At 41.9% G+C, this 22,656-nt stretch carries 16 protein-coding genes and 1 riboswitch; of the genes, 7 read left to right on the top strand and 9 right to left on the bottom strand.

The features are described from left to right. Nucleotides 1-120 precede the first annotated feature (120 nt). The 3 genes from mgtA to uvrA form a co-directional block, all read right to left on the bottom strand. Complete coding sequence (mgtA, locus tag ACXYSM_RS06375) at nt 121-2,781, bottom strand: magnesium-translocating P-type ATPase (protein ID WP_458634771.1); 2,661 nt, start codon at nt 2,779-2,781, stop codon at nt 121-123. A 298-nt stretch (nt 2,782-3,079) separates the two neighbouring features. Next, nucleotides 3,080-3,233, bottom strand: a riboswitch (M-box (ykoK) riboswitch). A gap of 53 nt (nt 3,234-3,286) precedes the next feature. Further along, complete coding sequence (locus tag ACXYSM_RS06370; RefSeq protein WP_458634770.1) at nt 3,287-4,348, bottom strand: M24 family metallopeptidase; 1,062 nt, start codon at nt 4,346-4,348, stop codon at nt 3,287-3,289. Continuing rightward, entirely contained in the window at nt 4,341-7,172 is a 2,832-nt protein-coding gene (uvrA, locus tag ACXYSM_RS06365) for an excinuclease ABC subunit UvrA (protein WP_458634934.1), read from the bottom strand. Before uvrA ends, ACXYSM_RS06370 begins: the two co-directional genes overlap by 8 nt. A gap of 142 nt (nt 7,173-7,314) precedes the next feature. On the opposite strand from uvrA, the gene ACXYSM_RS06360 reads away from it, so the two are divergent. The 3 genes from ACXYSM_RS06360 (at nt 7,315) to ACXYSM_RS06350 (ending at nt 9,408) form a co-directional block, all read left to right on the top strand. After that, nucleotides 7,315-8,259, top strand: coding sequence for a magnesium transporter CorA family protein (locus tag ACXYSM_RS06360; RefSeq protein WP_084944286.1), 945 nt, complete (start codon nt 7,315-7,317; stop codon nt 8,257-8,259). A 12-nt stretch (nt 8,260-8,271) separates the two neighbouring features. Further along, nucleotides 8,272-8,946, top strand: coding sequence for a DUF1129 domain-containing protein (locus ACXYSM_RS06355; RefSeq protein WP_458634769.1), 675 nt, complete (start codon nt 8,272-8,274; stop codon nt 8,944-8,946). Between the two features lie 198 nt (nt 8,947-9,144). After that, entirely contained in the window at nt 9,145-9,408 is a 264-nt protein-coding gene (locus ACXYSM_RS06350; RefSeq protein ID WP_000166358.1) for a SemiSWEET family transporter, read from the top strand. A 62-nt stretch (nt 9,409-9,470) separates the two neighbouring features. Here ACXYSM_RS06350 and ACXYSM_RS06345 read toward each other — a convergent pair whose 3' ends face one another. The 4 genes from ACXYSM_RS06345 to mutL all read right to left on the bottom strand — a co-directional run bounded on the left by ACXYSM_RS06345 (nt 9,471) and on the right by mutL (nt 13,371). Continuing rightward, complete coding sequence (locus ACXYSM_RS06345) at nt 9,471-10,139, bottom strand: lysostaphin resistance A-like protein (protein ID WP_458634768.1); 669 nt, start codon at nt 10,137-10,139, stop codon at nt 9,471-9,473. Next, complete coding sequence (locus ACXYSM_RS06340; RefSeq protein WP_458634767.1) at nt 10,136-10,699, bottom strand: DNA-3-methyladenine glycosylase I; 564 nt, start codon at nt 10,697-10,699, stop codon at nt 10,136-10,138. The genes ACXYSM_RS06345 and ACXYSM_RS06340 overlap by 4 nt, the downstream gene beginning before the upstream one ends. Nucleotides 10,700-10,708: 9 nt before the next feature. Then, nucleotides 10,709-11,302, bottom strand: coding sequence for a Holliday junction branch migration protein RuvA (gene ruvA, locus ACXYSM_RS06335; protein WP_458634766.1), 594 nt, complete (start codon nt 11,300-11,302; stop codon nt 10,709-10,711). A gap of 119 nt (nt 11,303-11,421) precedes the next feature. Further along, a complete protein-coding gene (gene mutL / locus ACXYSM_RS06330) occupies nt 11,422-13,371 on the bottom strand; it encodes a DNA mismatch repair endonuclease MutL (protein ID WP_458634765.1) in 1,950 nt (649 codons plus the stop codon). Between the two features lie 183 nt (nt 13,372-13,554). Between mutL and tyrS the strand changes: the two genes are divergently transcribed. Further along, complete coding sequence (gene tyrS / locus ACXYSM_RS06325) at nt 13,555-14,811, top strand: tyrosine--tRNA ligase (protein WP_458634764.1); 1,257 nt, start codon at nt 13,555-13,557, stop codon at nt 14,809-14,811. 53 nt (nt 14,812-14,864) lie between these two features. Beyond that, entirely contained in the window at nt 14,865-15,713 is an 849-nt protein-coding gene (locus ACXYSM_RS06320) for a putative RNA methyltransferase (protein ID WP_458634763.1), read from the top strand. A gap of 53 nt (nt 15,714-15,766) precedes the next feature. Here the strand turns inward: ACXYSM_RS06320 and glgP are convergent, their stop codons facing one another. Continuing rightward, a complete protein-coding gene (gene glgP / locus ACXYSM_RS06315) occupies nt 15,767-18,025 on the bottom strand; it encodes a glycogen/starch/alpha-glucan family phosphorylase (RefSeq protein ID WP_458634762.1) in 2,259 nt (752 codons plus the stop codon). 22 nt (nt 18,026-18,047) lie between these two features. After that, the gene (gene malQ, locus ACXYSM_RS06310; RefSeq protein WP_458634761.1) at nt 18,048-19,565 is read right to left on the bottom strand and encodes a 4-alpha-glucanotransferase; all 1,518 of its coding nucleotides are present in this window, start codon (nt 19,563-19,565) and stop codon (nt 18,048-18,050) included. A gap of 418 nt (nt 19,566-19,983) precedes the next feature. On the opposite strand from malQ, the gene ACXYSM_RS06305 reads away from it, so the two are divergent. Further along, complete coding sequence (locus tag ACXYSM_RS06305) at nt 19,984-21,255, top strand: extracellular solute-binding protein (RefSeq protein ID WP_458634760.1); 1,272 nt, start codon at nt 19,984-19,986, stop codon at nt 21,253-21,255. A gap of 107 nt (nt 21,256-21,362) precedes the next feature. Further along, nucleotides 21,363-22,655, top strand: a complete 1,293-nt coding sequence (locus ACXYSM_RS06300; RefSeq protein ID WP_458634759.1) for a carbohydrate ABC transporter permease — start codon at nt 21,363-21,365, stop codon at nt 22,653-22,655. Nucleotide 22,656: the final 1 nt, after the last annotated feature.

Below are 22,656 nucleotides of genomic sequence, written 5' to 3'. Positions count from 1 at the left end.
GCTACATGTTACTATCAGTTTATTCTATTATACCATAAAAAACATCCGACTTGCGACCTATTTTTAAAAAAATTTAACTTTTTCTCCAGTTTTCTATCTTTTTTCTTGACAAAAACCGAACTATAACCATTCTTTGTACTTCCTAATGTAAAATTTCTTAATAACTGTGACGCTAAACATGTACAAGAAAATAATACAGGTTAGGAACAAGAAATAAGGAAGTCCTAATGGAGCTAAACGAAGAATATTTACTAGCGGTCCATAAGGCAGACTAGTTACGAAAATTGCGGCAACCAAGGTTGTCAAGATTACAAGCCAAGCTGGTCTGCTTTGTACAAAAGGAACTTTTGCCGTACGAAGCATATGGATAACCATGGTTTGAGACCACATAGATTCAATGAACCATCCTGTTTGGAATAAGATAATAAACTGAAGGGCAGATTCTGACCCATGAACATAATGGTGCCCTGTCACCAAAGGAACAATAATAAAGTAGAGGAAAATAAAGGTCAAAATATCAAAGACAGATGAGATTGGGCCCATCCAAACCATAAATCTAGTAATAGATTTTGCTTCCCATGTATGGGGTTGTTTGAGGAAGTCTTGATCCACATTATCAAATGGCAATGCCACACAAGACAAATCATAGACTAGATTTAGGACAATGAGATGAACAGGAGCCATTGGTAAAAATGGCAAGAAGATACTCGCAACAAGGAGTGAGAAGATATTCCCAAAGTTTGAACTGACGGTCATCTTGATGTACTTGGTCATGTTGGCGTAGACCTTACGACCTTCAACGATACCCGTTTCAAGAACCATGAGATCCTTGTCTAACAAAATAACATCCGCAGTTTCTTTGGCGATATCGACTGCTGTATCTACAGAAATACCGACATCTGCTACCTTCATAGATGGGGCATCATTAATACCGTCACCCATATAACCAACTCCATGACCATTTCTCTTCAACTGTAGAATGATACGCGCTTTTTGGTCAGGTGACAATTTAGCAAAGACTGTTACTCTTTCAACCACTTCTGCCAATTCTTGGTCTGTCATTTGGTCGATATCAGCTCCCAAAAGGATGTGTTCAACGTCTAAACCAACCTTTTCACAGATGGCTTGGGTTACTTTTTCATTATCTCCAGTTAAAATTTTTGTTCTGACACCATGCTCAAGCAGAGCTTGAATAGCTGGTGCTGCAGATGGTTTTGGCGGATCCAAGAAGGCAAGGTAACCCGTAAGGATCATATCACTTTCATCAGCCACAGCATAGGCATAGTCTTCACGTAAACCTGACTTGTAAGCAACACCTAAGACACGCAAACCTTGACGGTTTAATTGACCAACTTCTGCTAGTACTTCTTGACGAATGTCTTCGGTTAGGGGAATGATCTCTCCTCGGTATTCTACATATGTTGAAATGTTCAACATTTCTTCTAAAGCACCTTTGGTAACCATACTAACGACATTGCTATCATCTTTGACGATGACACTCATGCGTCTACGTTCAAAGTCAAATGGAAGTTCGTCGATTTTTTGGAAGCTAGTATCCAAATTTTGTAGGATAGCGTGTTCCCTGGCTTCTTTTTCAGTTCTACTGATGATGGCACGGTCCATCAAGTTTTTCAAACCTGTTTGAAAATGTGAATTTAGATAAGCTCTTCTTAAGACTGCCATATCCAAATCACCATGGATATCCAAGGGGTATTCTAAGACAATCTCATCTTGCGTAAGAGTTCCAGTTTTATCCGTACATAGGATATCGATTGCTCCTAAGTCCTGGATAGCATTGAGTTTTTTGATGACTACCTTTTCCTTGGCCATGATAATGGAACCTTTTGCTAAGCTGGCTGTAATAATCATCGGAAGCATTTCTGGTGTAAGACCGACACCGACGCTCAAGGCAAATACTCCAGCCTCTAGCCAGTCTCCATCGGTCAATCCATTTGCGAAAAACACGATTGGAACCATGACAAGCATCAAGCGGATCAATAGCCAGGAAATGCTGTTCATTTCACGTTCAAAAGAAGTTGGCTCATCATAAGTGTTGAGAGTTTGCTCGATGGCTCCCATCATGGTGTCATCACCAACCGCTAGGACCATAGCTGTAGCACTTCCTGAGATAACGTTTGTCCCCATGAATGCCAAAGATTCTGCTTCTAAGAGGCTATCTACATTTTGACTAGTCGCTTTATTTAAAGCAAGCTTTTCAACTGCATCGCTTTCTCCAGTCAAACCTGACTGTTGAACGAAAAAGTCGCGCGATTCGAATAAGATGACATCTGCTGGAATCATGTCTCCCGCACTCAATTTCACGAGATCTCCCACAACCAACTCATCGATTGGCAACTCTTGTTCCAGACCATCGCGAATAACAGTTGCAGTGTTGACAATCATTTTTGAAAGATTGGTTGTTGCTTTATCGCTCCTCAACTCTTGGACAAAACGGATGCCTCCTGAAATCAAAACCAAGACAACGATGATAATAGAGGTCGTAGGGTCCTCTTGGCCAGGTTTGGCAAGCCAGACGTTTGTAACGAGAGAAATAAAGGCAATTACAAGCAAAATGATTGTGAAAGGATTGATAATGGACTCATAAATCTTTTTAAAGATGGAATCCTCTTGACCCTTAGTAATGGTGTTTTCACCATATAGGTCACGGTTTTCTTCGACTTGTTCTTGGTCTAAGCCTTTTAGACTTGTATGGTAAAAAGCTAGACTATCTTTTAATGGAGTTTGAATAGCTACTGCTAGTCTTTCTTTTGTAGTTTTCATTGGTTTCTCCTATCTGTATGAATGGTGATTTCATACTCAATGAAAATCAAAGAGCAAACTAGGAAACTAGCCACAGGCTGTACTTGAGTACGGCAAGGCGACGTTGACGTGGTTTGAATTTGATTTTCGAAGAGTATCATACACAGAGACCAATCACTTTATAGGGACAGAACGACACAAATCAGCGATTGGGTGTGTATGTGCGGTTCTGGATGATCGTCAATTTGCATCGTTTGTCTCCTTTCTTTGTTTTAAAACAGCAGAAAATCCTACCATAAAATGGCAGGACTAAAAAACTTATGATCTGTTTTCGTTCAAGCTTTAACTCCATAGGGCGATGTAATGAGCTTAGTCTTGACCTTCGCGACCAGGACTGTTGACCAACGAGTAGTGTCTCCACTGCTTTGCGGTAGTCATCCGTATCCCTATGGTAGCCTCACCTACCGTTTTCGCCTTTCAGTATAAACCTTTAACTAGTAAAAGTCAACGATTTATCTCATTTTTCTTAGATTACGATTAATTCTTTTGGAGCAAGGGTTAATAACTCACAACCGGTATCTGTAATCAGGATATCGTCTTCAATACGAACCCCGTATTTACCTTCAATATAAATACCAGGCTCATCAGTCAAGACCATACCCGATTTAATAACTTCTGTAGAAGTTTGGCTAAAGTATGGCTCTTCGTGGATATCAAGTCCGATACCGTGTCCGATACCGTGTGTAAAGTATTCTCCATAACCTGCTTCCACAATGATATCACGAGGAATTTTATCAAAGTCACGGAAACCTAAGCCAGCCTTAGCTTGGTCAATCAACGCTTGGTTGGCCTTTAAAACAGTGTTGTAGATTTCTGCTTGTTCGTCGCTGACATGGCCTAGGTAGATGGTACGAGTCATATCACTCACATAATGCTCGTAAAGGCATCCAAAGTCCATAGTGATAGCTTCGCCTAGTTCTACTGGCTTGTGCATTGGGTGAGCATGGGGTTTAGAAGAGTTGATGCCACTCGCTAAGATTGTGTCAAAGGACAAACCTGCCGCTCCCAGCTCACGCATGCGGAAATCCAGGAAGTTGGCAATTTCAATTTCAGTCTTACCTGGCTTGATAAATTCAAGGGCATCGTGGAAAGCTTGGTCTGATATTGAACAAGCCTTACGAATAGTCGCAATCTCTGTTTCATCCTTAATCATACGAAGCGCTTCAACAAACTGAGTTTGTGGAACTAGTTCCAAACCTTCAAAAGCGGCTTGCATGCGGTGGTAATAAGAAACCGAAATTTCATCTTCAAACCCGATACGAGAATGACCCATGTCTTTAGCAATTTTTGCGATAGTAGCCAACTCGTCACGTTCTGCAAAAATCTCAAAACCAGTAACTTCCTGCTTAGCAGCGATGATATAGCGGGCATCCGTCACCAAAATTTGACGGTCACGACTGATAAAGACTGTTCCATTTGAACCCCAAAATCCTGTCAAATAATAGACGTTTTTAAGGTTATTGATAATGATTCCATCTAGTTCTTTTTCTTGCATTTTATCGAGAAATGCTTGCACACGTTTATTCATGATGTAACTTTCCTTTCAAATACTGTCCTGTATAGCTAGCTTCATTAGCAGCTACTTCCTCTGGAGTTCCTGTTGCAATGATGGTACCACCACCAACACCGCCTTCTGGGCCTAGGTCGATAATATGGTCTGCTGTTTTGATGACATCTAGATTGTGCTCAATCACGAGAACTGTATTGCCATCATCTACAAAGCGAGACAAGACCTTTAGTAGACGCGCGATATCCTCGGTATGAAGACCAGTTGTCGGTTCATCTAGAATGTAGAAGGATTTACCGGTCGAGCGTTTATGGAGCTCGCTAGCCAGCTTCATACGTTGCGCTTCTCCACCAGAAAGTGTCGTGGCTGGTTGCCCCAAGGTCACATAGCCTAGACCAACATCTTTGATAGTCTGGAGTTTGCGTTGAATTTTTGGAATGTGTTTGAAAAATTCCACCGCATCGTTGACGGTCATATCCAAAACTTGCGAGATATTCTTTTCCTTATAATGAACTTCCAGGGTCTCACTATTATAACGGGTTCCGTGGCAGACTTCACAAGCTACGTATACGTCTGGCAAGAAGTGCATCTCAATCTTGATAATCCCGTCACCTGAGCAGGCCTCACAGCGACCGCCCTTGACATTAAAACTAAAACGACCTTTCTTATAGCCACGAATCTTGGCTTCATTTGTCTGAGCGAAGAGGTCACGAATATCGTCAAATACACCTGTATAGGTAGCAGGGTTAGACCTCGGTGTTCGTCCAATTGGACTCTGGTCAATGTCTATCAGACGATCGATATGCTCAATCCCTGAGATAGTCTTAAACTTTCCAGGTTTATCTGAATTGCGATTAAGCTTTTGAGCAATGGCTTTTTTGAGAATGCTGTTAATAAGTGTCGACTTCCCTGAGCCAGAGACTCCAGTCACCGCAATGAATTTCCCGAGTGGGAAACGAGCAGTGATATTTTGTAGATTGTTTTCACACGCTCCAGTCACCTCAATAAAGCGACCATTTCCTACACGGCGTTCTGACGGCACTGGAATGGCACGTTTCCCTGATAGATACTGTCCTGTAATTGACTTACTGTTTCGAGCCACCTGCTTAGGCGTTCCTGCAGCAACAATTTCTCCACCAAAGACACCTGCTCCAGGGCCAACGTCAATCAGATAATCAGCCTCTCGCATGGTATCTTCATCATGCTCTACTACAATCAAGGTGTTCCCCAAATCGCGCATCTTTTTCAAACTAGCAATCAGACGGTCATTGTCCCTCTGGTGAAGACCGATAGACGGCTCATCAAGAATATAGAGAACTCCTGAGAGGTTGGAACCAATCTGAGTCGCCAAGCGAATACGTTGGCTCTCCCCACCTGATAATGTTCCTGCAGAACGGGATAACGTTAAATAGTTAAGACCGACATTATTGAGGAAAGTCAAGCGATCCTTGATTTCCTTGAGGATTGGACGAGCGATAATAGCCTCATTTTCTGATAGGGTAAGTTGATCGATGACCTCCAAATGGTCTGCGATGGAGAGGTCTGAAATTTCTCCGATATGAGGACCTTTCTCTCCTCCTACACGAACAGATAAGGCCTGATCATTGAGACGATAACCATGACAAGTACCACAGGTTAGCTCATTCATATAAAGGCGCATCTGTGTGCGGGTGTAGTCGCTATTGGTTTCATGATAGCGACGCTTGATATTACCAATAACACCTTCAAAAGGAATGTCGATATCACGGACTCCACCGAATTCATTCTCATAGTGGAAATGGAATTCCTTACCATCTGAACCATAGAAAATGAGGTGTTTATCCGCCTCAGACAAGTCCTCAAAAGGCGTATCCATATCCACTCCAAAGGCTGTCATGGCTTGTTCCAGCATATTTGGATAATAGTTAGAAGAGATAGGATTCCAAGGTGCTAATGCTCCCTCACGAAGGGTCTTGCTAGCATCTGGTACGACTAAGTCCGTATCAACCTCTAGCTTGATCCCCAAACCATCACACTCACTACAAGAACCAAACGGAGCATTGAAAGAGAAGAGACGAGGTTCTAGTTCTGGAACCGTAAAGCCACAGACTGGACAAGCATAGTGTTCTGAGAAGAGCAACTCTGAATCATCCATAGTATCGATAACCACATACCCTTCTGCGATACGAAGGGCTGCTTCGATGGAATCAAAGAGACGACTACGGATACCTTCCTTGATGATAATACGGTCTACCACCACGTCAATGTTGTGTTGTTTATTCTTTTCAAGTTCAGGAACTTCGGTCACATCATAGACAACCCCATCGACACGGACACGAACATAGCCATCCTTTTGAATCTTTTCAATCAGCGTCTTATGCTGCCCTTTTTTCTTACGAATGACAGGCGCTAAAATCTGCAAGCGCTGGCGTTCTGGCAATTCCAAAACCTTGTCTACAATCTGCTCTACAGACGAAGCCTTGATAGCCCCATGTCCATTGATACAGTAGGGTGTTCCTACACGTGCATAGAGGAGACGCAAGTAGTCGTTGATTTCCGTCGTTGTCCCAACCGTCGAACGAGGGTTTTTACTAGTCGTTTTCTGATCGATAGAAATAGCAGGGCTGAGACCATCGATAGAGTCCACATCAGGCTTTTCCATATTGCCCAAAAACTGACGAGCATAGGCTGATAGACTCTCGACGTAGCGGCGTTGCCCTTCTGCATAAAGGGTATCAAAGGCAAGACTGGACTTGCCCGAACCCGACAACCCCGTCACCACAACTAGCTTGTCACGTGGAATTTCCACATCTATATTTTTTAAATTATGGGCGCGTGCCCCATGGATAACAATCTTATCTTGCATGTTACTTCTTTCTAGTCCATTGTTGCTTTCCATTATACCAAAAAAAGTGAAATTCTATTACCAAAAAAGCCGAATTTGTAGTATAATAGTACGGTGCTAAAAATCACTTAAACACAGAATAGATTAGGAAAGGATAGGAGATATGAAACAAGTCTTTCTCTCAACAACAACTGAATTTAAAGAGATCGATACGCTCCAACCGGGCACTTGGATCAATCTCGTCAATCCTACACAAAGCGAATCGATGGAAATCGCTTCTGCTTTTGATATTGATATCGCCGACCTCCGTGCACCACTCGATGCGGAAGAAATGTCTCGTATCACTATCGAAGATGAGTACACCTTGATTATCGTAGACGTTCCCATTACCGAGGAGAGAAATAACCGTACCTACTATGTGACCATTCCCTTGGGGATTATCATCACCGAAGAGGCTATCATTACTACTTGCTTGGAACCTCTACCACTTCTAGATGTCTTTATCAATCGGAGACTTCGAAATTTCTATACCTTTATGCGTTCGCGCTTTATCTTCCAAATCCTCTACCGCAACGCTGAAATTTATCTGACAGCCCTTCGTTCAATCGAACGCAAGAGTGAACAAATTGAAAGCCAACTTCACAAGTCTACTCGAAATGAAGAATTGATTGAACTCATGGAGTTGGAAAAGACCATCGTCTACTTCAAGGCCTCTCTTAAGACAAACGAGCGCGTGATTAAAAAATTGACCAGTGCGACTAGCAATATTAAGAAATACCTTGAAGATGAAGACTTGCTTGAAGATACCTTGATTGAAACCCAACAGGCCATCGAGATGGCGGATATCTATGGAAACGTCCTTCACTCTATGACAGAGACCTTTGCCTCTATCATTTCAAACAACCAGAACAATATCATGAAAACCTTGGCCCTTGTGACCATCGTTATGTCTATCCCGACTATGATTTTCTCAGCTTACGGAATGAACTTTAAGGATAATGAAATTCCTTTAAACGGAGAACCGCACGCTTTCTGGCTCATCGTTTTTATCGCCTTTGCTATGAGTGTTTCTCTCACTCTTTACCTCATCCATAAAAAATGGTTCTAAACAGGAGTTATTATGTCACAGATTGATTTAAAAGAATTAACAAAGAAAAACCAGGAATTTATCCATATTGCAACCCAGCAATTTCTCAAGGACGGAAAAACAGATGCTGAAATCAAGGCTATCCTTGAAGAAGTCATTCCTCATATCCTTGAAGAACAACCAAAGGGAGTGACAGCACGTTCTATCTACGGAGCACCAACTCACTGGGCTCATAGCTTCAGCGAAAAAGAGCAATACGAAAAAGAACATCCAAAAGAAAATGACGATCCAAAATTGATGATGTTGGATTCAGCCCTTTTCATCACAGGACTATTTGCAGTAGTTAGCGCCTTGATGAGCTTCTTCTCAAACCAACCTGTGGCCTACGGATTGGTAACACTTATCAGTGTAGGGGCCTTTGGTGGAGTTGCCTTTTACCTGCTCTACCACTTTATCTACCGCTACTACGGACCAGATACTGACCGTAGCCAACGCCCACCATTCTGGAAATCACTTTTGGTTATGTTAGCAACCATGTTTGCCTGGGTCTTCATCCTCTTCTTGAGCAACTTCCTTCCACAATCCATCAACATCAGCCTCCCACCACTTGTTTTATTGGTCATTGGAGGAGCTCTCCTTGCCCTACGTTTCTACCTCAAAAAACGTTTCAATATCAAGAGTGCAAGTGCTGGACCTGCTAGATATTAAGATAAACAATAAAAGTAGTGTGTTTTGTAGACAGACTACTTTTATTCTGGCTCCAAATCATTTTTCGATTCTCAAAAGAAGTAGACACATTTTCTAATACCATTCTAATGTAAAGTCTTTCCTTAGAATCCCGAGGTTTTGTACTTGAATCCAAGCTGTTTTTCTGTTATGCTAATAAAGTAATAAGGAGAAATATATATGACTAAACAGAGAATTAATCAAATTGTTGGTTCAATTGGTGCCTTTATCGGGATTATAGTATTTATAGCCTACATCCCTCAAATTTTTGCCAATTTACAAGGAAATAAAGCTCAACCTTTCCAACCGTTATCTGCAGCAATCTCTTGCTTAATCTGGGTCATTTACGGATGGACAAAAGAGCCTAAGAAAGATTGGATTCTAATCATTCCAAACTCAGCCGGGGTTGTCCTTGGCGGACTGACCTTCCTTACTGCTCTATAAGAATGCAACTACTATAAAAAGAAAAAGCAACCACACGATTGGTTGCTTTTTTATGTATAGGATTAAGACAAGGCTAAAATAATAAAGGAGAGGCTATTGCCTAACATGTGAACAAGTAAGGGATAGTAGATATTCTCCTTTTCTTTCACATAAATAATAGAAAAGGCAAGGCCACCACCTAGGTATCCGACTGCACCGACCCACTCTGATAAACTTACATTATGCATATGAGTCAGAGCAAAGACAAGTCCTACCAGAAGAATGCTTAGCCAAGTTGACAGTTTTTTCTGCAGGTAATGCAATAACAGTTGACGGAAAAAGAGCTCTTCCACCAAAGGTCCGATGATGCAGGCGAAAACGGCTATCAGTAATGGTTGTTCTTGAAAGGTACTTTGAATATTCGACTGGTTTAGACCTTGTCCGACCAGCCCAAAAAACTGCCTCAACATCTCTGATACAAATCCAAAGATAACAGTCATCAGAATAAGAAAGAGCCATCCTGTTAAGACGCCAAAGAAGAATTTTCTTTTAGTTTTTCTAATCTCATTCCATTGTTGGATTAATCTATCCTTGAACAAGAAAGAGCCGTATAGTGCTAATACTACATAGACTAGATAATTTGCAATGGTAGATGGCATCAAGGAAGCCAACAATTTGACACCATCAAATACAAAAAGAATTGTATAGAGGAGCCCAGAAACCAGAACTCCCTTATATTTGGTAGACATCATTTAAGACCCTTCCATTCACAATCATTCTCATGGTCATCAACCAAACCTGCAGCTTGTAGAAATGACAAAACTGCAACAGGACCCGTAAACTTAAAACCTCGTTTTTTGAGATCCTTAGATAATGTCTCAGACAAAGTTGTTCTGGCTGGTGCTTGAGCATATTCAGGTACGTCATTCACAATCGTCTTCCCACCGACAAAAGACCAAAGATAAGCATCAAAAGTTCCGAATTCTGCCTGAACTTGTAGAAAGGCCTGAGCGTTGGCACGTGTCGCAAATATCTTGGCACGATTGCGGATAATTGCTGGATTATTCATCAAAGCTTCCAGCTCTTCATCCGTCATGTCTGCAACACCTTGGACTTGGTAACCATGAAAAGCTTGACGAAAGGCTTGGCGTTTATTGAGCACCGTTTCCCAAGACAGACCAGCCTGATAGGTCTCCATACAAAGCAACTCAAAAAGAGCTTGATCATTATGGAGGGGTTGGCCCCACTCTTCATCATGGTAGGCTACATATAGCGGGTTGTTCATTTTAACCCAACCACAGCGTTTTGGCATAGAAATCTCCTATTTGACCAACATCTTAAGGGCCGATTTGATGTAGTTTTCAGCAGTATCTGAAGTTCCTTCAAAGAATTTCTTAATTTTCTTGAGCTCTGTTGCCTTGTAGCCCAGTGCCAACATGGCTTCCATAGCTTCTTCCAGTTCTTGGTTGTCACTGCTAGATGGAGCTGCAGTTTTAGCAGGGAGATCGTCTCCTGCCACAACAACTTTCCCTTCTAAGTCCAACACCATCTGTTGAGCTGTTTTCTTACCGATTTTAGGGAACTTGGTCAAGTAGGTGATGTTCTTGGTTTCAATAGCTTGAACAAGTCCTGCATTGTCATCAGCTGCGATGATAGCAAGAGCTGAGACAGGACCAATCCCAGACACCGAAATCAAACTGAGAAAGAGCTTTTTCTCGTCTTCTGAACGAAAACCGTAAAGTAGATGAGCATCTTCACGTACAACTTGATGCACATAGATTTGTGCTTCTTGGTTGACTTGCCCTGAGTAGACATAGGGGTTAGCTACGTGTAGGATATAGCCGATTCCGTTTGCTTCTAGAACGATGTATTTGGCAGTAATTTTGGTAATAATACCCTTTAGATATTCGTACATAATTTTCCCTTCAATTTATACTCAATGAAAATCAAATCTAAACTAGGAAGCTAACCGTAGGCATAACTTGAGTTAGGCAAGGTAAGGCTGACGCAGTTTAGAGAGATTTTCGAAGAGTATTAGTATTTTCCTAGCTCTCGGAGGCTCGTATGATTTTCCTGAATGCGACGGAACATCTTTTCCATGTCCGACTTGGTAAAGTGAACCAAAACAGGACGTCCGTGTGGACAGTTATAGGGGTTGTCACATTGAGAGAGCTGATAGAGGAGTTGTCTAGCTGAATGATCATCAATACGATGGTTGGCCTTGATGGACCGCTTGCAGGACATCATAATGGCCAACTCTGCTCGGTATTTCTTGATCGAAACTTCCTTGGTCAAGAGGAGCATATCGCACATCTCATAGATACCTGACTCGATTTCCTCCTCTGCCATCCAAATGGGATGTTCGCGCAAGATAAATTGATTCTCCCCGTACTCCGCTAGAAAGACGCCAACTTCCTCTAAGAGAGGCATTCTTTCCTTGAGGCGAAGGGCATCATCCGCAGGAAATTCAAAGATATAGGGAACTAGGAGTTGCTGCTGGCTCTGGTCAACATTGCCAATGCTCTCACGATACTCCTCATACTTAACCCGTTCCTGAGCTGCGTGCTGATCTATGATGTAGAGTCCATCTCGACCTTGGGCAAAGAGGTAGGTCCCGTGCATTTGCCCGAAAAATTCCAACTCTGGGAAGCTTGAAGATTCTTCTCGCTCTAGCTTGTCATAAGCCTTATCAAGACTAGCCAGGTCTAACTCTGGATGGTCCAGTTGGTCATAGCTAGCAGGCTTTCTCTCTGCAAAATGCAATTTAGCTGGCTTGGTCATCTGGTCCAATGTTTCCTTGGCAAACAAGGTCAAATCCTGTCTTTCTTCCGTCAGATTCACCTGATGGTCTGCCACCTCAGCTTGTGTTGGTCTTGTCGGTTCATTTTTTTCATAATAGAGCGTATTTTCTCTCAGTGGCAAAGTCGTTTGCTCCACCTTTTCACGATTTCTAACCGCAGATTTAGCTAGATTTTCCAAGGCATCTGGAATCAAGGTCTGTTCCTTGAGACTCTTTGCAATAGCTTCTGAAACCAGCACCATTAGTTCTCTTTCCTTGGAAATCCGCACCTCTTGCTTGGTCGGGTGCACATTGACATCTGCTAGATAAGGATCGATATGGATGTGAATGACAGCCAGCGGAAAACGTCCCACCATGAGCTTGCTACCGTATCCATCTAAAATGGCACGATTGAGCAGGAAGTTTTTGATATAACGACCATTGATGAAGAGACTGATATAGTTACGATTAGCCCGTGTCAATTCCGGCAAGGAGACAAAACCAGAAATTTCAAAATCTAGGTCAGCATTCTCAATCTCAACCATCTTTTTGGCACTGGCTAAACCATAAATCCCAGCAATGGCTTGACGCAGTTGACCCGTACCAGCTGTTCGTGTCATTTCCTTGCCATCGCTAATCAGGCTAAAAGAAATCTCAGGATGGGCTAGCCCCAGACGATTGACAATATCAATAATGTGAGACAACTCCGCCTGCTGGCTCTTCATATACTTGAGACGAGCCGGTGTATTGAAAAAGAGGTCTTCCACACAAACCTTAGTCCCCACAGGACTGGTCGCTGGAATGATTTCCTCAACTTCTCCCCCACGAGCCACTAGCTTGGTCCCGTGACTGGCACCATCCACCGCTGTCAACAAAGTCAAAACACTGACAGATGCGATAGAGGGCAAGGCCTCTCCACGGAAGCCGAGGGTCCGAATCCGAAAGAGATCCGCTTGATTCTTAATCTTACTGGTGGCATGACGGCGGAGAGCCAACTCGACTTCATCGTGGGGGATTCCATGCCCATTATCGGTAATTTGGATTTTCTTAAGTCCAGCTTCCTCGATTTCAACGATAATCTGGCTAGAGCCAGCATCAATGGCGTTTTCAACTAATTCTTTAACTACACTGGCAGGACGTTCGATGACTTCTCCTGCTGCAATCTGGTTGGCCAAGACTTCTGGCAATTCAATAATATGAGACATCTTTCAGCCCCTTTCTTAACGATTTTTATCTATTTCTCTGAAAATAAGCTAGTGCTATTATACCATATTTCACTCGTTTCCAAAAAAGTCCGAGTAGCAACTTTCTTCCCGATTTTACTAGGTTATTTGCCAAGTTTGTGGTAAAATAGGTAGAAATAATATTTTAAAAAGGAGAAAAGACACATGCACATTTTTGATGAGCTAAAAGAGCGTGGTTTGATTTTTCAAACGACTGATGAAGAAGCTTTGCGTAAAGCCCTAGAAGAAGGTCAAGTTTCTTATTATACTGGCTACGATCCAACTGCTGACAGCCTTCACCTAGGTCACCTTGTCGCAATCTTGACAAGTCGTCGCTTGCAGTTAGCAGGTCACAAACCATATGCGCTCGTTGGCGGTGCTACAGGTCTCATCGGAGATCCGTCCTTCAAAGATGCTGAGCGTAGTCTCCAAACAAAAGACACAGTAGATGGCTGGGTCAAGTCTATCCAAGGACAACTTTCTCGCTTTCTTGATTTTGAAAATGGTGAAAATAAAGCTGTCATGGTCAACAACTACGACTGGTTTGGCAGCATCAGCTTCATTGACTTCCTCCGTGATATCGGAAAATACTTCACTGTCAACTACATGATGAGCAAGGAGTCTGTGAAGAAACGTATTGAAACAGGGATTTCTTACACTGAGTTTGCCTACCAAATCATGCAAGGGTATGACTTCTTTGTCCTCAACCAAGAGCACAATGTTACTCTTCAAATCGGTGGTTCTGACCAGTGGGGAAATATGACCGCTGGTACCGAGTTGCTTCGTCGTAAGGCTGACAAGACTGGTCACGTAATTACTGTTCCACTGATTACAGATGCAACTGGTAAGAAATTTGGTAAATCAGAAGGAAACGCAGTTTGGCTCAATCCTGAAAAGACTTCTCCATACGAAATGTACCAATTCTGGATGAACGTCATGGACGCTGACGCTGTTCGTTTCTTGAAGATTTTTACTTTCTTGTCACTTGATGAGATTGAAGATATCCGCAAACAATTCGAAGCAGCACCACACGAACGCTTGGCTCAAAAAGTCTTGGCTCGTGAAGTCGTGACTCTTGTCCACGGAGAAGAAGCCTACAAAGAAGCCCTTAACATCACTGAACAACTCTTTGCAGGAAATATCAAAAACCTTTCTGTCAAAGAACTCAAACAAGGACTTCGTGGCGTGCCAAACTACCAAGTACAGGCAGACGAAAATCACAACATCGTTGAACTTCTCGTATCTTCTGGCGTGGTTAACTCAAAACGCCAGGCCCGTGAAGATGTTCAAAACGGAGCTATCTACGTCAACGGTGACCGTATCCAAGAACTTGACTATGTCTTAGGGGATAACGATAAATTAGAGAACGAACTCACTGTTATCCGCCGTGGTAAGAAAAAATACTTCGTCCTTACATATTAAAAAGAAGACTGGAGGCATTTGCTATCCAGTCCTTTTTTTGCTAAACTTAAACTATGAATACAAACCTCAAACCCAAACTCCAGCGCTTTGCTTCTGCTAGTACCTTTGCCTGCCCTATCTGCCAAGAAAATCTAAACTTGATAGAGACTAGCCTCAAGTGTAGCAACCGCCATTCTTTTGACCTAGCAAAATTCGGCTCTGTCAATCTAGCACCACAAATCAAGCAATCGGCCAACTACGACAAGGAAAACTTTCAAAATCGCCAGCAAATCCTAGAAGCTGGCTTTTATCAGGCTATCTTAGAAGGCATCTCAGACATACTAGCGACTAAATCATCTGCAAAAACTGTCTTGGACATCGGTTGTGGCGAAGGTTTCTACTCTCGCAAACTCCAAGAAAGTCACTCTGATAAGACCTTCTATGCCTTTGACATTTCAAAAGACTCGGTCCAAATCGCTGCTAAAAGTGAAACCAACTGGGCAGTCAACTGGTTCGTTGGCGACCTGGCTCGTCTTCCTATAAAAGACGCCAGCATGGATATCCTGCTTGATATCTTTTCGCCTGCCAACTACGGAGAATTTCGCCGCGTTTTATCCCAAAACGGTATCTTAATTAAGGTCATACCAACTGAAAATCACCTTAAAGAAATCCGCCAAATGGTACTGGAGCAACTAACAAAGAAGGACTATTCCAACCAAGATATCAAGGAACATTTCCAGGAACATTTCAGCATCCAATCTAGTCAGATAGCTTCCCTGACCAAGCCTATCACCGCAGAGCAACGCCAAGCCCTGCTTAGCATGACGCCCCTACTCTTTCATGTTGACCAGAGCAAGATTGACTGGAGCCAACTGACAGAGATTACCATCGAAGCAGAGATTCTGGTTGGGAAAGCACTGTAAATTAGTTTAAATATCAAAAAACGCATCTTTAATAGATGCGTTTTTGTTTAATCTTAGTTCAAGTGCCAAATATCTTCGTTGTACTGAGCGATTGTACGGTCAGATGAGAAGAATCCTGCTTTAGCAATGTTAACGATGACTTTATCCAACCATGCGTCACGGTCTTCGTAGTCAGCCAACATTTGCTCTTTCACTTTGATGTAGTCTTCCAAGTCAAGAAGAGTCATGAACCAGTCTTTGTTGATCAATTCATTGTAAAGACGTTCCAAGCGTTCTTTCTTACCAACTGCAAGAACAGCGTCGCTCACGATGAAGTCAACCAATGGTTTGATAGCTCCACGAGCGTAGAATTCGCTTGATTTGTAAGCTTCTTTTGCGTAAAGATCGATAACAGTTTCTGAATCTTCACCGAAGATGTAGATGTTTTCGTCTCCAACCAACTCAGCGATTTCCACGTTAGCACCGTCCATAGTACCAAGAGTCAAAGCTCCGTTCAACATGAATTTCATGTTACCAGTACCTGAAGCTTCTTTAGAAGCAAGTGAGATTTGTTCTGAGATGTCACATGCTGGGATCAAGAAGCTTGCTGCAGTCACGTTGTAGTTTTCAACCATTACAACTTGCAAGTGTGGAGCTACTGCTGGGTCGTTTGCAATCACTTCTGACAAGCAAAGGATCAAGTGGATGATATCTTGAGCGATTGTGTAGGCAGGAGCTGCTTTACCACCAAAGAATACTGTGATTGGACGAGCAGGGATGTTACCAGCCTTGATGTCCAAGTATTTGTGGATCACATACAAAGCGTTCATTTGTTGACGTTTGTACTCGTGAAGACGTTTGATTTGGATATCAAAGATAGAGTTTGTATTGATTTCCACACCTTGATGTTCTTTCAAGTGACGAGCCAATTTACGCTTGTTGTGAGCCTTGATGCTTTCCAATTTTTCTTTGACAGCAGCCTTGTCTTCGTATGAAAGAAGGTCTTCCAACTTAGAAGCATCGTGGTGCCAATCGCGTCCAAGAATCTCATCCAAGTAGTGAGACAAGCTTGGGTTGGCATGCATGAGCCAACGGCGGAATGTGATACCGTTTGTTTTGTTGTTGAATTTTTCTGGGTAGATGTCGTAGAAAGCTTTCAACTCAGAGTTCTTCAAGATTTCAGTGTGGAGTGCTGCTACCCCGTTAACACTGTATCCGTAGTGGATATCCATGTGAGCCATGTGAACACGTCCGCTCTCATCGATGATTTGAACAGCTGGATCTTTGTATTCAGCACGAACACGACGGTCCAATTCTTTGATGATTGGTACCAAGTGAGGAACCACTTCTTCCAAGAATTCAAGAGGCCATTTTTCAAGGGCTTCAGCAAGGATTGTGTGGTTTGTGTAAGCAGTCATGCTACGAACGATAGAAATTGCTTCATCAAGTTCGATACCACGTTCAGTCAAAAGGCGGATCAACTCAGGAATCACCATTGATGGGTGAGTATCATTGATTTGTACAACTGCGTAGTCAGCAAGGTCGTGCAAGTTGCTTCCTTTTTCGATCGCTTCGTCGATGATCAATTGAGCACCATTTGAAACCATGAAGTATTGTTGGAAGATACGGAGCAATTCACCTTGACGGTCACTATCATCTGGGTAAAGGAAAAGAGTCAAGTTGCGAGCGATGTCTGTCTTGTCAAAGTTGATACCATCTTTGATGATTGAAGAATCAACTGAATCCAAGTCAAACAAACGCAAGCGGTTTTTAGTCGCTGTTTTGTAACCAGGTACATCGATATCGTAAAGAGTAGATGTTAATGTAAAGTGTGCAAATGGCACTTGGTAGCTACGGCTTGAGCGAACCAACCAGTTTTGGTCAGTCAACCAAGCGTTAGGAATTGTTTCTTGTTGGTTGTTTTTAAGAACTTGTTGGAAAAGACCGAAGTGGTAGTTCAAACCAACACCGTCACCATTCAAACCAAGTGTAGCGATTGAGTCGATAAAGCAGGCTGCCAACCGTCCCAAACCACCATTACCAAGTGATGGTTCCAATTCTACTTCTTCGATTTCGATCAACTCTTTACCTGCATCAGCAAGTTCTTTCTTAACTTCGTCATAAAGACCAAGGTTAATCAAGTTGTTAGACAAGAGTTTACCAATCAAGAACTCAGCTGAGATATAGTAAACTTTTTTCTTGCCAGTGTTGACTGGTTTTTGGCTACTTGCAAGCTTGCTGTAGTTAAGAAGAGCAAGGTAAAGCTCTTCGTTACTACATTCTGCGATAGATTTATTGTAACGATTTTGTACAAATTCTTTTAATGGTAACATTTTTATGTCTCCTGATAATGTTTTATTTCTTTAATTCTACCAAATTTTCATTAACTCTGCGATAAATTGTAGTCAAGTCAAGCAACGTTTCTTCGACAGCAGGAGTCAATTGATCCTCTGTCATACGCCATGACCAGTTTCCACCAAGAGTAGATGGGTAGTTCATACGAGCTGAACCATCCAACTCTAGCAAGTCTTGCATAGTGGCGATAGCCATAAAGCTTACTGATGAGAAGACTGTACGAAGCATCGCATGCACGACTGTTTCATATTCCTTGCGGTTTGTATAACGTGCCATGTACTCACGAGTTGGATCGTCAATTTCATTGCGATACCAACCAAGAACAGTGTTGTTGTCGTGTGTTCCTGTGTACATAACAGAGTTGTTTGGTGCCAAGTGAGGGCTGTCGATGCTTTCGTGATCTGGGTTGAAGGCAAATTGAAGGACTTTCATCCCTGGGAATCCAGTACGCTCACGAAGTTCGATGACTTCGTCAGTCATAAAGCCAAGGTCTTCTGCGATGATGTTCAAGTCACCAAGTTCTTCTTTAACCGCTGCAAAGAGTTTGTAGTCAGGTCCTTTTACCCATTTACCAGGTGCCGCTGTTTCAGAACCAGCAGGGATTTCCCAGTAAGACTCAAATCCACGGAAGTGGTCGATACGAACAATATCGTAGATTTTAAAGCTTTCACGCAAGCGTTCAATCCACCATTTGTATCCATCTTGGTCCATTGCTTCCCAGTCATAGATTGGGTTCCCCCAAAGTTGACCATCCGCAGAAAACTCATCTGGAGGGCAACCTGCAATGTGAGTCGCTTTTCCGTTTTCTTCTGTTTTAAAGAGATGTGGATTTGCCCACATATCGCTTGAGTCTTCCGCTACATAGATTGGCATATCTCCGACGATTTCGATGTGGTTTTCATTAGCATATGCTTTCAATTTCAACCATTGTTGGAAGAAAAGGTATTGCGTTACGCGGTGGTATACAAGTTTGTCTGCTAATTGTTCACGGTAGCTTTCAAGAGTTGAAGCTTTACGAGCACGTGCATCTGCATCTGGCCATTCTGTCCAAGCAAGATTGTCAAAATGCTCTTTGATAGCCATATATTCTGCAAAGAGTTCTAGCCATGATTGGTTTTCCTGAGCAAATCTTTCAAAATCTTTGACATCCCCAACTTCAAGGAATCGTTTAACAGCTTTCTCTAAAAGTGGACGACGTGCATAGTAGATTTTAGCGTAGTCAACTTCAGTTGGGTTACTACCGAAATCAACACCTTCAAGATCACTTGCTTCCAACAAGCCTTGTTCTACTAAAACATCAAGATCGATAAAATGAGTGTTCCCAGCAAAGGCTGAGAATGATTGGTATGGAGAATCTCCATAGCTAGTTGTTCCCAAAGGAAGGATTTGCCAGTAGCGTTGCTTAGTACGAACTAAAAAGTCAACGAAATCATAGGCACTTTGACCAAATGATCCGATTCCGTAAGCCCCTGGAAGTGATGAGATGTGCATCAACACACCACTTTGACGTTTTTTCATATTAGCACCTCGCGTGTTTGTAGTTAAGAGTTTCATATTTATATGCGCAAACGTTTGCGCTACTTTAAGTATAACCCATTTCCAAAAGAAATGCAAGCGTTTGTAAAAAAAGTTTTTTGATTTTATTTAGATTGTTAAAAATGAAATTTACTATATCTTCCTTTGTCGCTTTAATTATTTTTAAAAAAAATTGTGCAATCGTTTCCATTGGCCTGTTTTTTGAAAATTTCTTCTCAAATATTTACTTTTTTCTACTATTATATTGACATTTTTCGTTTCTTCTAAATTTTAAACTTTTTAAAAATTTTTCAAAAAAGTGCTTGCAACCGTTTTCCGTTTGTGCTATACTATGGTCATAAGGGAAAACGTTTGCGTTTCCTCGAAATTAAAATTTGTTATTCTTTAGGAGGAATACACTATGTCAACTAAATTCATGAAGAGCGCTGCTGTACTTGGTACTGCTACTCTTGCTAGCTTGCTTTTGGTAGCTTGCGGAAGCAAAACTGCTGATAAAGCAGCTGATTCTTCTGCATCAGGAAGCCAAGAAATCACTTTCTACGTTGAAGACCAATATAAAGCTTACGCTGAGAAAGTTGCTGCTGCTTATGAAAAAGAATCAGGAACAAAAGTTAACATCAAATCTGGTGACCAACTTGGTGGACTTGACAAACTTTCACTTGACAACCAATCAGGTCAAGCTGCTGACGTTATGATGGCTCCATACGACCGTGTAGGTAGCCTTGGTACAGACGGACAACTTTCAGAAGTTAAACTAAGCGACGGTGCTAAAACAGACGATACTACTAAATCTCTTGTAACAGCATCTGACGGTAAAGTTTATGGTGCTCCAGCTGTTATCGAGTCACTTGTTATGTACTACAACAAAGACTTGCTTAAAGAAGCTCCAAAAACTTTCGCTGAATTGGAAGAACTTGCTAAAGATAGCAAATACGCTTTCGCTGGAGAAGACGGAAAAACTTCTGCATTCCTAGCTGACTGGACTAACTTCTACTACGCATACGGACTTCTTTCTGGTAACGGAGCTTACGTATTTGGTGATAACGGTAAAAATCCTAAAGACATCGGTCTTGCTAACGATGGAGCAATCAAAGGTATCGAATACGCTAAGTCTTGGTACGAAAAATGGCCTAAAGGTATGCAAGATGGAACAGCTGCTGCAAACTTGATCCAAACTTCATTCCAAGAAGGTAAAACAGCTGCTATCATCGATGGCCCTTGGAAAGCTCAAGCATTCAAAGATGCTAAAGTAAACTACGGTGTTGCTACTATCCCAACTCTTCCAAACGGAAAAGAGTACTCAGCATTCGGTGGTGGTAAAGCTTGGATCATCCCATCAAGCACTAAGAACCTTGAAGGCGCACAAAAATTTGTAGACTACCTTGTATCAACTGAACAACAAAAAGCATTCTACGAAGCAACTAACGAAATCCCAGCTAACACTGAAGCACGTGCATATGCTGAAGGCAAAAACGATGAGTTGACTACAGCTGTTATCAAACAGTTCAAGAATGCTCAACCAATGCCAAACATCTCACAAATGTCAGCAGTTTGGGAACCAGCTGCAAACATGCTCTTTGACGCTGTAAGTGGCAAGAAAGATGCTAAAACAGCTGCAGATGATGCTGTAACATTGATCAAAGAAACTATCAAACAAAAATTTGGTGAATAATTGAAATGTTCAAAAGGGGGAGTCGAAATCCCCCTTTGAATTTATCAATTTAAATCTATATATTTACCTTTCCATAAGGAAACCAGTATCATATGAAAGGAGTATTTATGGAAAAGCAACAACCTAGTAAAGCAGCCCTGCTGTCTATCATTCCTGGGTTAGGACAAATCTACAACAAACAAAAAGTCAAAGGTTTTATCTTCCTTGCTGTGACATTAGTTTTTGTCCTTTATTTCCTATCGCTTGCAGCGCCTGAATTGAGCAACTTGATCACACTCGGTGAAAAACCGGGCCGTGATAACTCCCTGTTTATGCTGATTCGCGGAGCCTTCCATTCAATTTTTGTGGTTGTCTACTTCCTCTTTTATATTTACAATATCAAAGATGCTCATACAATCGCAAAACAAATTAACAATGGTATTCCAGTCCCACGGACATTAAAAGAAATGATTAGAGGCATCTATGAGAATGGATTCCCTTATCTTTTGATCATCCCATCTTACGTCGCTATGACATTCGCGATTATCTTCCCTGTTATCGTAACATTGATGATCGCATTTACAAACTACGACTTCCAACACTTACCACCAAATAAATTGTTGGATTGGGTTGGCTTGACTAACTTTAGCAACATCTGGAGCTTAAGTACCTTCCGTTCAGCCTTTGGTGCAGTTCTTTCTTGGACAATCATCTGGGCTCTATCTGCTTCTACTTTGCAGATTATCATTGGTATCTTTACAGCTATTATTGCTAACCAACCATTTATCAAAGGAAAACGTATTTTTGGTGTCATTTTCCTTCTTCCTTGGGCTGTACCAGCCTTTATCACTATCTTGACATTCTCAAATATGTTTAACGATAGTGTTGGTGCTATCAATACTCAAGTAATCCCAATCTTTGCCAAGTTTCTTCCTTTCCTTAACGATACCCTTATCCCTTGGAAAACAGACCCAACTTGGACTAAGATTGCCTTGATTATGATGCAAGGTTGGCTTGGATTCCCATATATCTACGTTTTGACCTTGGGTATCTTACAGTCTATCCCTAACGACCTCTACGAAGCGGCTTACATCGATGGTGCCAATGCTTGGCAAAAATTCCGTAACATCACTTTCCCAATGATTTTGGCTGTTGCGGCGCCTACATTAATCAGTCAATACACCTTCAACTTTAACAACTTCTCTATCATGTACCTCTTCAACGCTGGAGGACCTGGTAGTGTCGGAGGTGGAGCTGGTTCTACAGATATCTTGATCTCATGGATTTACCGTTTGACAACAGGTACATCTCCACAATACTCAATGGCGGCAGCTGTTACCTTGATTATCTCTATCATTGTCATCTCTATTTCTATGATTGCATTCAAGAAACTACACGCATTTGATATGGAGGACGTCTAAG

Source organism: Streptococcus sp. V940 (assembly GCF_054353495.1).
The sequence above is the reverse complement of the archived record's forward strand: the minus strand, read 5'-3'. Positions and strand labels throughout refer to the sequence as shown.

What these genes read in the sequence shown, in the direction of transcription:
- mgtA (WP_458634771.1), bottom strand. Translation starts at nt 2,781, where the DNA reads ATGAAAACTACAAAAGAAAGACTAGCAGTAGCTATTCAAACTCCATTA.
- ACXYSM_RS06370 (WP_458634770.1), bottom strand. Translation starts at nt 4,348, where the DNA reads ATGAATAAACGTGTGCAAGCATTTCTCGATAAAATGCAAGAAAAAGAA.
- uvrA (WP_458634934.1), bottom strand. Translation starts at nt 7,172, where the DNA reads ATGCAAGATAAGATTGTTATCCATGGGGCACGCGCCCATAATTTAAAA.
- ACXYSM_RS06360 (WP_084944286.1), top strand. Translation starts at nt 7,315, where the DNA reads ATGAAACAAGTCTTTCTCTCAACAACAACTGAATTTAAAGAGATCGAT.
- ACXYSM_RS06355 (WP_458634769.1), top strand. Translation starts at nt 8,272, where the DNA reads ATGTCACAGATTGATTTAAAAGAATTAACAAAGAAAAACCAGGAATTT.
- ACXYSM_RS06350 (WP_000166358.1), top strand. Translation starts at nt 9,145, where the DNA reads ATGACTAAACAGAGAATTAATCAAATTGTTGGTTCAATTGGTGCCTTT.
- ACXYSM_RS06345 (WP_458634768.1), bottom strand. Translation starts at nt 10,139, where the DNA reads ATGATGTCTACCAAATATAAGGGAGTTCTGGTTTCTGGGCTCCTCTAT.
- ACXYSM_RS06340 (WP_458634767.1), bottom strand. Translation starts at nt 10,699, where the DNA reads ATGCCAAAACGCTGTGGTTGGGTTAAAATGAACAACCCGCTATATGTA.
- ruvA (WP_458634766.1), bottom strand. Translation starts at nt 11,302, where the DNA reads ATGTACGAATATCTAAAGGGTATTATTACCAAAATTACTGCCAAATAC.
- mutL (WP_458634765.1), bottom strand. Translation starts at nt 13,371, where the DNA reads ATGTCTCATATTATTGAATTGCCAGAAGTCTTGGCCAACCAGATTGCA.
- tyrS (WP_458634764.1), top strand. Translation starts at nt 13,555, where the DNA reads ATGCACATTTTTGATGAGCTAAAAGAGCGTGGTTTGATTTTTCAAACG.
- ACXYSM_RS06320 (WP_458634763.1), top strand. Translation starts at nt 14,865, where the DNA reads ATGAATACAAACCTCAAACCCAAACTCCAGCGCTTTGCTTCTGCTAGT.
- glgP (WP_458634762.1), bottom strand. Translation starts at nt 18,025, where the DNA reads ATGTTACCATTAAAAGAATTTGTACAAAATCGTTACAATAAATCTATC.
- malQ (WP_458634761.1), bottom strand. Translation starts at nt 19,565, where the DNA reads ATGAAAAAACGTCAAAGTGGTGTGTTGATGCACATCTCATCACTTCCA.
- ACXYSM_RS06305 (WP_458634760.1), top strand. Translation starts at nt 19,984, where the DNA reads ATGTCAACTAAATTCATGAAGAGCGCTGCTGTACTTGGTACTGCTACT.
- ACXYSM_RS06300 (WP_458634759.1), top strand. Translation starts at nt 21,363, where the DNA reads ATGGAAAAGCAACAACCTAGTAAAGCAGCCCTGCTGTCTATCATTCCT.